Source organism: Paraburkholderia sp. D15, assembly GCF_029910215.1.
In the GTDB taxonomy this organism is placed as follows: domain Bacteria; phylum Pseudomonadota; class Gammaproteobacteria; order Burkholderiales; family Burkholderiaceae; genus Paraburkholderia.
The window spans coordinates 1025781-1040156 of the sequence record NZ_CP110395.1 but is presented as its reverse complement, the minus strand read 5'-3'; the positions used below and the strand labels follow the sequence as shown (position 1 = coordinate 1040156).

At 64.8% G+C, this 14376-nt stretch carries 13 protein-coding genes and 1 pseudogene; 3 read left to right on the top strand and 11 right to left on the bottom strand.

Annotated features, from left to right (window positions below):
• Positions 1–273: 273 nt before the first annotated feature.
• The 5 genes from minE to map all read right to left on the bottom strand — a co-directional run bounded on the left by minE (position 274) and on the right by map (position 4125).
• The gene (gene minE, locus LFL96_RS04485) at positions 274–528 is read right to left on the bottom strand and encodes a cell division topological specificity factor MinE (RefSeq protein ID WP_008922443.1); all 255 of its coding nucleotides are present in this window, start codon (positions 526–528) and stop codon (positions 274–276) included.
• Between the two features lie 14 nt (positions 529–542).
• Complete coding sequence (minD, locus tag LFL96_RS04480) at positions 543–1358, bottom strand: septum site-determining protein MinD (RefSeq protein ID WP_144111639.1); 816 nt, start codon at positions 1356–1358, stop codon at positions 543–545.
• Positions 1359–1478: 120 nt separating this feature from the next.
• Positions 1479–2387 (bottom strand): septum site-determining protein MinC, encoded by a 909-nt coding sequence (gene minC, locus LFL96_RS04475; protein WP_280998471.1) that lies wholly within the window; start codon positions 2385–2387, stop codon positions 1479–1481.
• A gap of 151 nt (positions 2388–2538) precedes the next feature.
• The gene (locus tag LFL96_RS04470) at positions 2539–3072 is read right to left on the bottom strand and encodes a GNAT family N-acetyltransferase (protein ID WP_280998469.1); all 534 of its coding nucleotides are present in this window, start codon (positions 3070–3072) and stop codon (positions 2539–2541) included.
• A 267-nt stretch (positions 3073–3339) separates the two neighbouring features.
• Positions 3340–4125 (bottom strand): type I methionyl aminopeptidase, encoded by a 786-nt coding sequence (gene map, locus LFL96_RS04465; protein WP_280998467.1) that lies wholly within the window; start codon positions 4123–4125, stop codon positions 3340–3342.
• Between the two features lie 434 nt (positions 4126–4559).
• Here map and LFL96_RS04460 point away from each other — a divergent pair, with 434 nt between their 5' ends.
• The 3 genes from LFL96_RS04460 (at position 4560) to LFL96_RS04450 (ending at position 8081) form a co-directional block, all read left to right on the top strand.
• On the top strand, positions 4560–5537 hold the full coding sequence (locus LFL96_RS04460; RefSeq protein ID WP_280998465.1) for a ferritin-like domain-containing protein: 978 nt from the start codon (positions 4560–4562) through the stop codon (positions 5535–5537).
• Between the two features lie 112 nt (positions 5538–5649).
• A complete protein-coding gene (locus LFL96_RS04455) occupies positions 5650–6975 on the top strand; it encodes an Nramp family divalent metal transporter (RefSeq protein WP_280998462.1) in 1326 nt (441 codons plus the stop codon).
• A gap of 65 nt (positions 6976–7040) precedes the next feature.
• Complete coding sequence (locus LFL96_RS04450; RefSeq protein ID WP_280998460.1) at positions 7041–8081, top strand: alpha/beta hydrolase; 1041 nt, start codon at positions 7041–7043, stop codon at positions 8079–8081.
• On the opposite strand, the pseudogene LFL96_RS37055 reads toward LFL96_RS04450, so the two are convergent.
• The 6 genes and pseudogenes from LFL96_RS37055 to LFL96_RS04420 all read right to left on the bottom strand — a co-directional run.
• A pseudogene (locus LFL96_RS37055) lies at positions 8024–8311 on the bottom strand (hypothetical protein); the annotation flags it as partial. The gene LFL96_RS04450 and the pseudogene LFL96_RS37055 overlap by 58 nt on opposite strands.
• A gap of 154 nt (positions 8312–8465) precedes the next feature.
• Complete coding sequence (locus LFL96_RS04440) at positions 8466–9677, bottom strand: cyclopropane-fatty-acyl-phospholipid synthase family protein (protein WP_280998458.1); 1212 nt, start codon at positions 9675–9677, stop codon at positions 8466–8468.
• A 12-nt stretch (positions 9678–9689) separates the two neighbouring features.
• Entirely contained in the window at positions 9690–10565 is an 876-nt protein-coding gene (locus LFL96_RS04435) for a DUF1365 domain-containing protein (RefSeq protein ID WP_280998456.1), read from the bottom strand.
• The gene (locus LFL96_RS04430; protein ID WP_280998453.1) at positions 10550–11851 is read right to left on the bottom strand and encodes an FAD-dependent oxidoreductase; all 1302 of its coding nucleotides are present in this window, start codon (positions 11849–11851) and stop codon (positions 10550–10552) included. The genes LFL96_RS04435 and LFL96_RS04430 overlap by 16 nt, the downstream gene beginning before the upstream one ends.
• A gap of 229 nt (positions 11852–12080) precedes the next feature.
• Positions 12081–13289, bottom strand: a complete 1209-nt coding sequence (locus LFL96_RS04425) for a transporter substrate-binding domain-containing protein (RefSeq protein WP_280998451.1) — start codon at positions 13287–13289, stop codon at positions 12081–12083.
• A 66-nt stretch (positions 13290–13355) separates the two neighbouring features.
• Complete coding sequence (locus LFL96_RS04420) at positions 13356–14114, bottom strand: hypothetical protein (RefSeq protein WP_280998449.1); 759 nt, start codon at positions 14112–14114, stop codon at positions 13356–13358.
• Between the last annotated feature and the right edge of the window lie 262 nt (positions 14115–14376).

Below are 14376 nucleotides of genomic sequence, written 5' to 3'. Positions count from 1 at the left end.
GCCGTGTAACGGCACACACGGAAATGCAACGGATTATTTCGCGGCGTGAAGCACGTGCGGGAGACATGAAGCACGGGGGAGGAATGACACGAGCGGGACGAACGCGGAACGCGCAGGATGCGCAATTTGAAGCCGAAGCAGCAACGCACTGCTTCGGCGAACGGCATCGATACGACGACGGCCGTAACCACAGCCATAACGAAAACTACAGCGATCACTACAACGACAGCGAGACTGCAACGACAAGCGCGGCGCCGACCACGCCGCGCCGTCTCAAGCCTGCGGTATCTCGATCTTGACCTCGAGCACTTCGAGATCGTCCTGGCGCTCGAGGCTCACGCGAATATCGTCATCGGATATCTTCACGTACTTCGAAATCACGGCCACCAGTTCGCGTTGCAACGCAGGCAGATAATCGGCGGGCGCATGGCCGCCGGCGCGCTCGTGCGCGATGATCAACTGCAGGCGTTCCTTCGCTACCGACGCGGACTTCTTCTTCTCGCCCAGCAAAAACGAAAGAATCGACATGACGTGCGCTCTCCTTACTTGGTGCCGAAGAGGCGCTGCAGCAGCCCGGGCTTCTGGTAATCGGTAAAGCGAAGCGACTTCTGCTCGCCGAGGAAACGCGATACGACATCCTTGTAGGCTTCGGCCACGTCGGTACCGTCGAGGTGCACGGCCGGCAGGCCCTGGTTCGACGCATGCAGCACCGCTTCCGACTCCGGAATCACGCCGATCAGATCGATACGCAGAATTTCCTGGATATCGGTGAGCGACAGCATTTCGCCTTCGCTGACGCGCTTCGGGTTGTAGCGCGTGATCAGCAGATGCTCCTTGATCGGCTCCTTGCCTTCGATCGCGCGTTTGGTCTTCGACGACAGGATGCCGAGAATGCGGTCCGAGTCGCGCACCGACGACACTTCCGGATTCGTCACGATCAGCGCCTCGTCGGCGAAATGCATGGCGAGCAGCGCGCCCGATTCGATCCCCGCGGGCGAATCGCAGACGATGTATTCGAAGTCCATCGCGATCAGATCGTTGATGATCTTCTCGACGCCTTCGAGCGTCAGCGCGTCCTTGTCACGCGTTTGCGAGGCCGGCAGGATGAACAGGTTCTCGCACTTCTTGTCCTTGATCAGCGCCTGGTTCAGATTGGCTTCGCCCTGGATCACGTTGATCAGGTCGTACACCACGCGACGCTCGCAGCCCATGATGAGGTCGAGGTTACGCAGGCCGACGTCGAAGTCGATCACGGCGGTTTTGCTGCCACGCAATGCGAGGGCCGATGCAAAACTCGCGCTCGTGGTCGTCTTGCCCACGCCACCCTTGCCCGAAGTCACCACAATGATTTTTGCCATTACCCTTACCTTGTGTTCGTCAAATTCGTCAGTTATGTGCGGCTCGTCTGGCCGTGAAACGTCGCATGCCGCATTCCGTCGTACCGTGCCGGTGCGGCGCGCGTGACGTCACGTCCTTGCTCAGGTGAGCCGCAGCGGTTCGATCATCAACTTTTCTTCCTCGAGCCAGATCTGCACCGGCTTGCCGAGCACGTCGGCCGGCAGCGGGTTCTCGGTCGTTCGATAGATGCCCGCGATCGAGATCAGTTCCGGTTCGAGACACGTGCAGAAAATGCGCGCGTCGTGATTGCCCTGCACGCCGGCCAATGCCCGGCCGCGCAACGGCGCGTAAATATGGATGTTGCCTTCCGCGATCACTTCCGCGCCGTAGCTCACGAGCCCGAGCACGACCAGGTCGCCCTTCGCGTAGATGCGCTGGCCGGAACGCAGCGGCTTGTCGACCACCGTGGTCTGCGACGACGTGGCGAGACGCACCGGCTCGGCGGCAGGCACCGGTTCGACCGCGGCGGCCGTGGCCGGCGTGCCGGGCGGCGGGACGCCGTCGGCGCTCGCGTCGTCGGGCGGCAGCAGGCTTGCCTGCGGGTTGCCGGTGGGCGCGCTCGTGGTGCCGGCGGCGTTCGTGGTGTTCGTGGTGTTCGAGGCGTTCGTGACACCGGCCGCGCTCACGTTAGCGTTCGCCGTCTCTTCGTCAGCGGATTTTGCGGCGTTGCCGCGGCGGTCGCGCGCTTCGAGCAGGGGCAGCGCGCCTTCGGCGGCCCACGTCTGCTGCGGATTGGCCACCACGCCGACCGGCCGCATGCGCACGCTATCGAGCAGTTGCGCGATGTCGGCGAGCGGCACGCGCTCGGCGTCATCGAGACGACGCACGTCGATCGCGACGACGTCGTTGGCAAAGAATTCGGGGGTCGCCTCGAAGCGCCGGGTCAGCTCGGCACGCATCGCGTCCAGGTCGGTCGTCTTGACCACGAACAGGAGCGTGTCGACGGAGCCGCTGCGGAGTTCGAAAAAGGGTGATTTCTTGGGCGACATAGCGTTCGGCAAAAAATTTTGCGTATTTTACAGGCGTCCACGCGCGCGGCCAGTTTTTTTGCCGCGCGAATGACGCGGCCCGCGGCACAGCCACGAACGCGGGACAGACGCGAGGGGAATCGAGCGGCAGCGAGCTGCGCCGCTCGCGGGATCACTGCTGGAATACCTGCGAGGTGGTCGGCACGTGCCGCACCAGCAGACTTTCGGCTTGCTCGGGCGCGCGCTGCACGCGACGATGCTCGCCGGTCGGGCCGAAGCCGAGCGCTTCGTAGAAGCGGATGGCGTTGCGGTTGGCGTCCGCGAGCCACGCGTAGATCTCGGTGGCGCCCTCGTTCGCGAGCCAGCTGCCGGCCGTGTCGACCAGCAACTCCCCGCCGCGCAGATGACGCACGGCCGGCGCCACCCACAACTCGCAGACGAACGCGCGGCGCGCCGCGGTGTCGTCGAAATGCGCTTCGATCAGGCCGGCGGGATGGCCCTCGGTATAGAGAATGAACGTGGCGACGCGCATCGACACCGCGTGGTCGGCGGCGGTGGCGTCGTAACTGGCGGCATCTACCGACAACGCGTCTTCGAGCGTGGCGCCGAACGCGTACGGCGCCTCACGCAGCGACGCGGTGCGGAGTTCGCGAAATACGGCGCCTTGATCGGCGGTGATGCGGCGAACGGTCAATGACGGACTCATGCAGACGAAAACCCCTTGAAATCCTAAGGCGTAGCTTTAACCGAACCGGCGTGCGAGTCAAATCATTATTGACCGGATTTGCGCGACACGCGAGCTTCGGTGCGAGTTGCTCGTCGAGCTTCATGCTGGGTTGCACACATATCGAGCAGCATTTCACGCGCCCGGCATGCAGCGTTCACGCGCAATCCATGCAACGTGCAACGCACGGCCGAGCGGTCTGCGAGCGTGCCGCGCATCGCGCGCGCCTGGCCCACGACTGCCCCGCGCTCAAGGCGCTTCGTAATCGCCGGTGCCGTCGGGCCACGGCGTGAGCAGCTCGTAGCCGTCGTCCGTGACGGCGATCATGTGCTCCCATTGCGCCGACAGCGAGCGGTCCTTGGTGACCACGGTCCAGCCGTCGCGCAGCACCGAGGTGCCGGCGCGGCCCGCGTTGACCATCGGTTCGATCGTGAAGACCATGCCGGGCTTCAGACGCATGCCCTGCCCCGGCTGACCGTAGTGCAGTACCTGCGGGTCTTCGTGATAGACCTTGCCGATACCGTGCCCGCAGTAGTCGCGCACGATCGAAAAGCCATCGCGCTGCGCAACCTTCTGGATCGCGTGACCGACGTCGCCGAGCGTGGCGCCCGGTTTCACCTGGCGGATGCCGGCGAGCATCGCTTCATAGGTGGTGTCGATCAGCTGACGCGCGACCGTGCTCGGCTGGCCCACGCAATACATGCGGCTCGTATCGCCGAAGTAGCCGTCCTTGATGATCGCGACGTCGATATTGATGATGTCGCCGTCCTTCAGCACCTCGCCGCGATTCGGGATGCCGTGGCACACCACCTGGTTGACGGACGTGCACACCGTCTTCGGAAAACCCAGATAGCCGACATTTGCCGGAATCGTTTTCTGGGTCTTGACAATGTAGTCGTTGCACAGCGCGTCGAGCTCCTCGGTGGAGACACCGGGCTTGACGTGCTCGCCGATCATCGCCAGCACGTCGGCCGCGAGGCGCCCGGAAATGCGAAGCCTGGCGATGTCGTCGGGAGTCTTGTAGGTAATGGCCATGAATTCGGTCGATGGGGTTCGATGATCAAAAGAAAACGACGCGCCCCCGGAAAGGACGCCGACGATCGATCGGCCAATTGTACAGAGGATCGCGGCGAAGGCTCGGCGAAGCGGGTCAAACTTGCCTGAACGGCACGCACAACGCACCCATCGCGTCGCTCGAATGGCGTCGATCGACTAAGTTCGACGCGCCCCGCCGCAATGCTGCGAACGCACGAGGAAATCTTTGGTGAGGTTTGCATCTACTCGCGCATTGGCTCCGTAAAGGCGGTTGAGGGCTCGCTCTTCTACCGCGATCGATCAGTTCTTCTCAGAAGGACAGAGGCCTCTTTGCGTCCGCGTTTTTGCGTCCCGCAGCGCGTGAACGATCGTCAGGCACACGCGTGCGTCGCCAGTGCGCGGCATGGGTAGCGAACCATTTGAGGAGCACAGCCATGTCGGAGTCCAGCAATCAGTCAGGAAAGCTTATCGACGCATTCGACCGTCGTGTCGAACGGCGTCTGCAACGCAGACAGTTCTTTCGCAATGCCGGTGGTCTCGGCCTGGGTCTGGTCGGCGGCACGCTGATCAGCGCGTGCGGCGGCGGGTCGGGTTCGAGCGTGTCGGCGCAGAGCGCGCCGACCGACGCGGAAATCCTCAACTTCGCGCTGAACCTGGAGTACCTCGAATCGCAGTTCTACACGTACGCGACGACGGGCGCCGGTCTTGCCGCGAGCATGACCTCCGGTGTCGGCACGATGGGCACGGTGATCCCCGGCCAGCAGGTGCCGTTCCAGGACGCGGTGGTGCAGGCCTACGCGAACGAGATCGCCAACGACGAACGCGAGCACGTCGCGTTCCTGCGCAGCGCGCTCGGCTCGGCCGCGGTGGCGATGCCCTCGATCGATATCGGCGGCACCAATCCGAACGGGGCGTTCTCGAACGCGGCACGCGCGGCGGGGCTGGTGGGCGCGGGCGTCGCCTTCAATCCGTATGCGAGCGACAACAACTTCCTGCTCGGCGCGTTCATCTTCGAGGACGTCGGCGTGACCGCGTATAAGGGCGCGTCGCCGTTGATCACCAACAAGACCTTTCTCGAAGCCGCGGCCGGCATTCTCGCGGCCGAGGCGTATCACGCGGGGCTGGTACGCACGGTGCTGTACTCGAAAGGGATCGACATGACGAGTCTCGTCACCGCCGCCAACGCGATCTCGGCCGCGCGCGACAGTCTCGACAACAACGGTCACGACGATCAGGGGATCACCGGCGCGACGGCCGGCACGTCGAACATCGTGCCGCTCGACAGCAACGGGCTCGCGTTCAGCCGCAACTACAGCAACGTGCTCAACATCGTCTATCTGACGAGCGGCATCACGACCAAGGGCGGCTTCTTCCCGAACGGCGTGAACGGCGCGTTGAACATGAGCGCCTGACGCACGCAGCCTGCTGCACCGGCAACGTGGTGACGCGGCGAGGGCCGCGGTCACCCGTTGACCGGCCTGGTTCAATGCCGTGAACGTCCGACCACGACGCACAGGAGCAGTCATGAACGAAGCGATCAGCCAACCCGCCGTGCCGCAGACGCTCACCGAGCAGACCTGCTTCGACATGCGCGAAACGCTGGCGGGACGGCGACGCGGTTTGCGCGCGATGCTGCCGTTCGTGGGACCGGCGGTGGTGGCATCGATCGCCTACATGGACCCCGGCAATTTCGCCACCAACATTCAGGCAGGCGCCGGTTACGGCTATACGCTGCTGTGGGTGGTGGCGGTGGCCAACATCGTCGCGATGCTGTTTCAGTCGCTGTCCGCCAAGCTCGGACTGGTGACCGGCCACAACCTCGCCGAGTTATGTCGCGCCGCGCTGCCCCGCCGCTATGTGCTCGCGATGTGGGGTATCAGCGAAATCGCGGCGATGGCGACCGATCTCGCCGAGTTCGTCGGCGGGGCGATCGGCGTTTCGTTGCTCACGCATCTATCGATGATCCCCAGCATGCTGATCACCGCGGCCGTCACCTACGCGCTGCTGCAATTCGAAAAGCGCGGCTTCCGGCCGCTCGAACTGGCGATCGCGGCGCTGGTGGGCGTGATCGGGCTGTCGTATCTCGCCGAGCTGCTGATCGCGCCGGTGCATTGGCCGTCCGTGGTCAAGCATACGTTCACGCCGGCCATGCCCGACAGCAATGCGCTGACGATTTCGGTCGGCATCATCGGCGCGACCGTGATGCCGCATGTGCTGTTTCTCCATTCGGGCCTCACGCAGAATCGCGTGACACCGCGCAACGAGAGCGAGCGCGGCAAGCTGCTGCGCTTTTCCAATATCGAGGTCGTGGCCGCGCTCGGCGTCGCGGGACTCATCAACATGGCGATGGTGATCATGGCGTCGAGCGCGTTCCACGCGGGGCACGCGGATATCGCCAGCATCGAGACCGCGTGGCGCACACTCACGCCACTGCTCGGCGGCGCGGCGGCGGGACTCTTTCTGGCGGCGTTGATCGCCTCCGGCGTGTCGAGTTCGGTGGTCGGCACGATGGCCGGACAGATGATCATGCAGGGCTTCGTCGGCTTTCACATTCCCGTGTGGGCGCGCCGTCTGATCACGATGGCGCCGGCATTCGCCGTCGTCGCGTGGGGCGTGGACGCGACGCGCGCGCTGGTGCTGAGCCAGGTCGTGCTCAGCATCGCGTTGCCGGTGCCGATGATCGCGCTGGTGTGGTTCACGTCGCGCGGCGACCTGATGGGCCGCTACCGGAACCGGCGCATGACGACCGTGGCGGCGGTACTCGGCACGATCGCGGTGCTGGCGCTCAATCTGGTGCTGTTGTTGCAGACGGCCGGCATTTCGCCGTGGCCGCCGTTTCACGCGGGATAAGCCTGCATCCGCTTCGGGACATGACGCGTACATTGTTCGAACGAATCATTCCGGACAGACCGCCCATGACGCCTCGACGCCTGCTGACCCTGACCGCCGCGCTGGCGCTCACCGCTTTAAGTGGTTGCAGCCCTGCCGGCTTTCTGAACGCCGCCGCATCGCGCAACGGCTTTCACGCGGAGGACGGCATCGCATACGGCGACAATCCGCGCCAGCAGCTCGACGTCTACACGCCTGGCGTGAGCGCACCGCCCGCCGCCACGCGCGGGCGCCCGGTCGTCGTGTTCCTGTACGGCGGAAGCTGGCAGAACGGCTCGCGCGGCAGCTATCTGTTCGTCGGCGCGGCGCTTGCCTCGCGCGGTTTCGTCGCGGTGCTGCCCGACTACCGCACCTGGCCGGAGACCGGGTTTCCCGGTTTCGTCGACGACGCCGCGCGCGCCGTACGCTGGGCTCGCGATCATGCCGCCGAGTTCGGTGGCGACCCGTCGCGAATCTTCCTGATGGGTCACTCGGCCGGCGCGCATATTGTGATGCTGCTCGCCACCGACGACCGCTATCTCGCCGCGCAGCAGATGAGCAAACGCGATATCGCGGGCGTGATCGGGCTGGCCGGTCCGTACGATTTTCTGCCGCTGCAGGACGCCACGCTCGAACGGATTTTCCCGTTGAGCACGCGCGCCGCGAGTCAGCCGATCAACTTCGTCGCGGGCGACGAACCGCCGATGTTCCTCGCCGCCGGCGAGCGCGACACCACCGTCGATCCCGGCAATACCGACCGCCTGGCCGCAAAACTGCGCGCAGCCGGCGATCGGGATGTCGAGGTGAAGCACTATCCGCGCGTCGGTCACGCGTTGCTGGTGGGCGCCATCGCGGGACCGTTGCGCGGTTTCGCGCCGGTGCTCGACGATACGGTGGCGTTCATCGACGCCCAGGCAAGCGTCGCCGCGCAGCGCGAGGGCACGGCGCCATCGCAACCTCAGGGCTCCAATCCCAGCAAATGCTTGCGCAACGCTGGGGCACGCGTCGACGGATCGAGCCAGATGCCGAAGAACGCGTGCGCGAACGCCGGGTCGTCGAACTCGGCGGTCACGCGATCGCCGGCATAGAAACGCACACCCTTGCCCGGCAGATTCACCGCGCTCAGCTGATCGCCGGGCGCGACGTCCACGAAGGCCTGCATCATGTCGGCGCGCCAACGGTCCAGCGTCGACGCCGGAACCGGCGCGCCGGCAAGCCGCTTGATCTCGCCGATACCCGCATCCACGAAGCGTTCGCGCTTGATGCTGCGCGTGTAGACGATATGCAGCGCGAACGGTTCGTCGTCGTCCACCGGCATGCGTTCGGTCCACAGTTGCGCGCGATACAGCGTGAAGCCGAACACGGTGAACGGCCCCTCGCCGACGAGTTTCGCGGACGGCACGTCGTCGCGCCAGTCCGCGCACGCGGCCACGGCCCACAGCATCAGCAGCACCGCCGCGAGCGCGCGCACGTCAGTCCACCCTGGCCAGCACGAACTGCATCACGTCGGTGCGCCCTTCGTCGAAACCCGCCTCGCAGTACGCGAGATAAAGCCGCCACGTGCGCACGAAAATCTCGTCGAAGCCCTGCGTCCGGATCGTGTCGAGTTGCGCTTCGAACGCGGCGCGCCAGCGTCGCAAGGTCTCCGCATAATCGCGCCCGAAGGCGAGCGACGTCTGCGCGTGCAGCTTGCCGCGCCGTGCCGCGTCGATGAAACGCTGCGGGCTCGGCAGCATGCCGCCCGGAAAAATATATTCGCGGATGAAGTCGCTGGTCGCGCGATACGCGGCGAAGTGCGGTTCGTCGATCGTGATGGTCTGCAGCATCGCGCGCGCGCCGGGACGCAGACACGCACGCAGAATCCCGAAGTACGCCGGCCAGAATTTCTCGCCGACCGCCTCGAACATTTCGATCGAGACGATGCCGTCGTATTGACCGGTCAGCGTGCGGTAGTCACGCAATTCGAGTTGCACGCGCTCGTCGAGCCCGGCTTCATGCACGCGCATCTGGGCGAATTCGAGCTGCGCGGGCGAGATCGTCACGCCGTGCACGTGAATGCCCAGCCGCGCCGCATGCATCGCGAAACCGCCCCAGCCGCAGCCGATTTCCAGAATCCGCATGCCGGACTGCAAGCCGAGCGTATCGATGATGCGCTGGTACTTGGCGTGCTGCGCGTCTTCAAGCGAGCGCTGAAAATCGCCGTCGAATACCGCGCTCGAATACGTGAAAGTGGGATCGAGCCACTGCGCGTAGAACGTATTGCCGATGTCGTAGTGCGCGTGAATGTTGCGCCGGCTGCCGGAGCGCGTATTCGGCCGCAGCTTGTGTCGCAACCCGTACCACAGTTGCGCGAGCCAGCCGCCATACACCGTGCGCTGCAACGCGCGTTCGTTGCGGATCGCGACGCGCAGCAACGCGGCGAGGTCCGGCGTGTCGACCCAGAACGAGCGCCACGCTTCCGCGAAGCCGATATCGCCCTTGCGCAAGATCGCGCCGCACGCGCGCCAGTCACGCAGTTCGAGCCGCGCGCCCGGCGCCGCGTGCGGATCGCCGAACACGCGCTGCTGACCGTCGGGCGTGATCAACGCGACGTGTCCCACCTGAATCCGTTCGAGCAGCGACAGGAACAGTCGCGCTGACGCGGGGGCGGATCGGTATCCGCTCAAGGTTCTGGAAAGCGCCATGGCGGAGTCTCCTCAATCGGATGAAATGGAACGCGCGGCGGCAGACGGTTCCGTCGGCGCGATGGGATCGGTGGATGCGTCCGCGCGACGTCCCGGCGCGGGATGTTTGCCGTAGAACGGCGTTTTCTTCAACGCGAGCCGCACGGCCTGCCAATGGATGCGCGCGACCACGCCGACCGTCAGCAACGGTTGACGCAGCAACGCGCGCAGCGCGGCGGCGCGCGTCAGCGGTTGCACGCGGCCGCCGAGCGCGGTGCGAATCAGCAGACCGTCGGCGTCGCGATAGTCGATCGCGACCGATACATGGTCTGGCGTCTGCGTGACGCGAAACGTATAGCCGCCTTCGACCCGGCAAAACGGCGACACGTGCAGCACTTTTCTGCACACGAGCGGCGTCGCGGCGGTGATCGGCGCGTGAGCCTCCGCGCTCAGCAGATAGCAATGACGCGCGCCGAACGTGTTGCGCACTTCGGCCAGCAGCGCGCGCAACTGGCCGTCGCGGTCATGGCAGAACCAGAAACTCACCGGATTGAACGCATAGCCGAACACGCGTGGAAACGCCTGCAGCCAGATTTTTCCGTCCGCTTCGTGAATGCCTGCCGCCGATAGTTGCGCGCGCATCCACGCGGCGAGGTCGCTGCCGTCGCGCGGACCGTGATCGCGCGCATGCAGGCTCAGCGGCCGCCAGCGGTCGATGCCGAACCAGCCGCTCGGGAACGAGGCAGTCGAGCCGAGCGACCCAAGCCGGTCGAGATCGCAGCGCACGTAGAACACGGGGTAGGTAAAGCGATGTTGGCGCGGCCGCAGACGCTCGTGCATCACCTGCCCGGTCAGTAGCCAGGCGGGCACGTCGGCGCACTCGCGCGCGGCTTTCACAGCGCGGCCCATGACGGCGCCGCGCCGAAATCGGCGGCCACCCGCAACGCCGATTTCAGGCCGTCCTCGTGAAAGCCGTAGCCGGTCCACGCACCCGCGAACCACGTGCGCCGCTTGCCTTGCAGCGACGGCAGCCGGTGCTGTGCGTCGATCGCGGCCAGATCGAACAGCGGATGGTCGTACACGAAGCGGCGCAACTCGGTGCCCGGCGCGGGCTGCGCGACCGGGTTCAAGGTGACGACGAGCGGCGTCGCGAACGGCAAGGGCTGCAACTGGTTGACCAGATAACTGACGCACACCGGATGCGTGCCGTCCACGCGCCGGCTGCCGAGGTAATTCCACGCGGACCACACGCGCTGCCGGCGCGGCAGCAGATGGGTATCGGTATGCAGCACCGCGACGTTCGGTTGATAGCGCACCGCGCTCAGCACGCTGCGCTCGTCCTGATCGGCATCTTCCAGCAGACGCAGCGTGGTCGGCGCGTGGGTCGCGAGCACCAGCGCGTCGAAGCGCTGCGTGCCGTCGTCGGTGTACACGTCGACGCCCTGCCCGTCGCGCCGCACGCCGCGCACGGCGGTGTCGAAGCGGATGTCGGTGAGCGTGCCGGCCATCCGCCGCACGTATTCGCGTCCGCCGCCGACCACCGTCCGCCATTGCGGACGCCGGTTCACCTGCAGCAGCGCGTGGTTCAGACAGAAGCGCAGGAAGGTGGTGGCCGGGAACGCGAGAATGTCGGCGGTCGCGCTCGACCAGATCGCGGCGGCCATCGGCAGCAGATAGTGGCGCTGGAATGCGCCGCCGTAGCCGCCGGCCGTCAGCAGTTCGCCCATCGACGCGCGGGACTGCGTCGCGAGTTCGAGGTTGCGCTGGGCGCTGCCGTTAAAGCGCACGATGTCGCGCAGCATGCCGATGAAGGTCGGCGAAAACAGGTTGCGGCGCTGCGCGAACACGGTGTTCAGATTGGTGCCGGCCCATTCGAGGCGGCCTTCGTCGAGCGAGACCGAAAAGGTCATCGCGCTCGGATGCGATTGCACGCCGAGTTCGGCGAACAGCGCGATCAGGTTCGGGTAAGTGCGGTCGTTGAAGACCAGGAAACCGGTATCGACGGGATGCGTCTGGCCTTCGAGCGTGACGTCGACCGTGTTGGTGTGGCCGCCGAGGTAGCCGGCCGATTCGAACAGCGTCACCTGATGATCACGGGCGAGGAAGTAAGCGCTGGCCAGCCCCGAAATGCCGGCGCCGATGACCGCGACCCGCGCGCCGCGCGGTAGAGGGGTGGTCGGTACGGCAAGGCTCATGGGCGCGTCTCCGGGTTTCGGGATGCGCGGTGGGTGGGCGGTATCGGGTGGGGGTGCGCGTCCTTGAGGGGATTTACGCAGCGCGGGCCGAAATGGATGCAAACCTGGCGGAAATGGGGGGCTCATGGCGCGCCAGGCGACACGCCCGGCCGGGATAACCCGTGGGCGTGCCCCTGCGCGGCATGCGCAATGAATGACGAAGATGTCGGCGCACCGCGACGCGCGCCGCTCAGCGCTGCGGAATGATCAGCCGCTGCCCCACCAGGATCAGGTTCGGATTCGGCAGATTGTTGCGCTTCTGCACGTCCACGTAACGCGTGCCGCTGCCCAACTGGCTCAACGCGATGGCATTGAGCGTGTCGCCCGAACGCACCACGTACGTCTTCTCGCCGCCGCTCGCCGCCGTGGTCAGCACCTGGTCGCTGATGAAATATTTGCGCAGCAGGTCGAGGTAGGCCGGCGTCTGCTTGACCTTCGCGATCGCCGAATTCAGGTAGATCAACAGCGCGCTGTCGTCCTTGCGCACGCCGATCTTGTACGACAGGTTCGAGCCGTCGAGCTTGGTCTGCGCAAAGCGCAGATCGGTGCCCTTGATCTCCGCGACGCCGAACGGATAGTCGTAGACGATCGCATCGACCTGACGGTTGTCGAGGAAATGCGCCATCCACGACCGCTGCCCTTCGATGCTCGCATCCGACAACTCGACGATCCGGCTATTCGGGAAGGCCTTCTGCACGAACGCCTTCACGTCCGGATCGCCTTGCAGCACACCGACCGTCTTGCCCGAGAGATCGGCCGCGGAGCGCACCGGCGAACCTTGCGGCACGATCAGCGAGTAGCCGAAGTCCTCGACATACGGAATCGAGTACACGACGCCGTTCGGCGTGTTGTCGGGGAAGGTCAGCCCGTCCATCGCGACATCGACGAGCGCGTTGCCCTGCCGGTCGGTTTTCGTCAGTTGATCGGGGACGGCGGGATAGGTGTCCACGCCGTGATGCGTGTCGACCGTGATGCTCGCGTGGTCGCCCGAGGTGAACTCCTTCTGCGCGAACAGCAGATTCGCGAAGTCGACGTTGAAGCCCTGCGGCTTGCCGCCGTCTTCCGAGTAGAACGGCCGCGACGGGTTTTCGACGCTCACGCGCACCACGCCATTGCCGAGGATCGATTTCAACGTGTCCTTGTTGGGCACGAAGCCGTCCGGATTGTTGGCCACGGGCGGCGTGGCGGCGGTGTCGGTGGCGCCGTTGCCGCCGGTGCTGCCGTTGCTGCTACTGCCGCTGTTGCCGCCGCTGCCGCCGCTGCCGCTATTGCCGGTATCGATACCGTTGTCCTTCTCGGCGCGCTGCCCGTAGTTGAGATTTTTCAGGCCGCCTTCGTGGATATACCAACCAGCCGCCAGCAAGATCAGGAAAAGCACCGAACCCAGAATTTTCTTCATTTTTGGTCGAGTCGAGTTGTCGGGAAGTGCAAGAGCAAGTGCATTTGCTCTTGCACGGCGCGCGGCTTACTGCGGCGCGTGAGGCGAGCCGATCTGCTGGGCGGGCGGCGTGAGCGTGCCCATTTCCGTGGCGGCCTTCGCCTGCTGCACCTCGGCGCTTTCCATCAACGACGTTTCCATTTCCGAAAACGCCTTATTGACCGAGTTCATCACCGAATCGAGCGCGGCGTCGGTTTTGATCTGCGCGAAGGTATCGCTGTTCTGCATGCCGGCGATCTTGTTCATGCGCTGCGCGGATTGCGACATATCCCATAGCGCCTTGGCGCGGTCGATCGCATCCGAAAAGCGTTTAAGTTCGTCCTGAACCTGTTTGTAGCGACCCTCGCGAAACGCGAGCAGTTTTTTCATGGTCGCGAGCTGGGTCTCGAAACGCGCGGCGTCTTCCGGATATTGCTTCTTGAACTGCGCGGTTTTGTCTTCGAAGTTTTTGACCTCGGTGCGGAAGTCCGTAATGCTTTTCTTGAAGCGTTCGGCGCCTTCCTGCTTCTCGGCAAGCTCGTTATAGAGCGTTTCGATCGGATTGGCTTTCGCCTCGTTCACGAACATCTTGACCTTCTGGTTCGCGAACTTCATGGCCAGCACCGGGCCGAAGTTGATGGCCGCGAGGCCGATGACAGCAGCGAGAATCAGGCCGACGAGGCCCTTGACCAGCAGGATGGCGAGCGGCGCGCCGACGGCGATGCACAACCCGATAATCGACCACTTGATGAGTTTGTATTTTGTGCTGCTTCTGGTCGTGTCGACGACCGTATTGCCGACTGACATGTAAATCCCCTTTTGAAGCCTGTTTTACAAAACTGCGTTTGCAAAAAAACTTGCGGGACGTGCGAATGCGGGCTGGTTTTACCAGGTTTCAGCAAACAAACGCGGTATGACTTTACCGCCACTGAAGCGTCGGGGGAAGTGGGGAGTTGATTCGGAATGGCGGGAATACGGCGGCGCGGGAAAAACACGCTAAAAATATCGGCGAACGGCCGCGCCGGCGTGTATGGGCATGGCGGCGTCCGGTTTATTTCTAATTGCTTTC

Excerpts from the sequence above, each read along its gene's own strand:
- LFL96_RS04440 (WP_280998458.1), bottom strand. The coding sequence starts at position 9,677 with ATGGCGCTTTCCAGAACCTTGAGCGGATACCGATCCGCCCCCGCGTCA.
- LFL96_RS04430 (WP_280998453.1), bottom strand. The coding sequence starts at position 11,851 with ATGAGCCTTGCCGTACCGACCACCCCTCTACCGCGCGGCGCGCGGGTC.
- LFL96_RS04435 (WP_280998456.1), bottom strand. The coding sequence starts at position 10,565 with ATGGGCCGCGCTGTGAAAGCCGCGCGCGAGTGCGCCGACGTGCCCGCC.
- minE (WP_008922443.1), bottom strand. The coding sequence starts at position 528 with ATGTCGATTCTTTCGTTTTTGCTGGGCGAGAAGAAGAAGTCCGCGTCG.
- LFL96_RS04425 (WP_280998451.1), bottom strand. The coding sequence starts at position 13,289 with ATGAAGAAAATTCTGGGTTCGGTGCTTTTCCTGATCTTGCTGGCGGCT.
- LFL96_RS04450 (WP_280998460.1), top strand. The coding sequence starts at position 7,041 with ATGACGCCTCGACGCCTGCTGACCCTGACCGCCGCGCTGGCGCTCACC.
- LFL96_RS04460 (WP_280998465.1), top strand. The coding sequence starts at position 4,560 with ATGTCGGAGTCCAGCAATCAGTCAGGAAAGCTTATCGACGCATTCGAC.
- LFL96_RS04455 (WP_280998462.1), top strand. The coding sequence starts at position 5,650 with ATGAACGAAGCGATCAGCCAACCCGCCGTGCCGCAGACGCTCACCGAG.
- LFL96_RS04470 (WP_280998469.1), bottom strand. The coding sequence starts at position 3,072 with ATGAGTCCGTCATTGACCGTTCGCCGCATCACCGCCGATCAAGGCGCC.
- LFL96_RS04420 (WP_280998449.1), bottom strand. The coding sequence starts at position 14,114 with ATGTCAGTCGGCAATACGGTCGTCGACACGACCAGAAGCAGCACAAAA.
- minC (WP_280998471.1), bottom strand. The coding sequence starts at position 2,387 with ATGTCGCCCAAGAAATCACCCTTTTTCGAACTCCGCAGCGGCTCCGTC.
- minD (WP_144111639.1), bottom strand. The coding sequence starts at position 1,358 with ATGGCAAAAATCATTGTGGTGACTTCGGGCAAGGGTGGCGTGGGCAAG.
- map (WP_280998467.1), bottom strand. The coding sequence starts at position 4,125 with ATGGCCATTACCTACAAGACTCCCGACGACATCGCCAGGCTTCGCATT.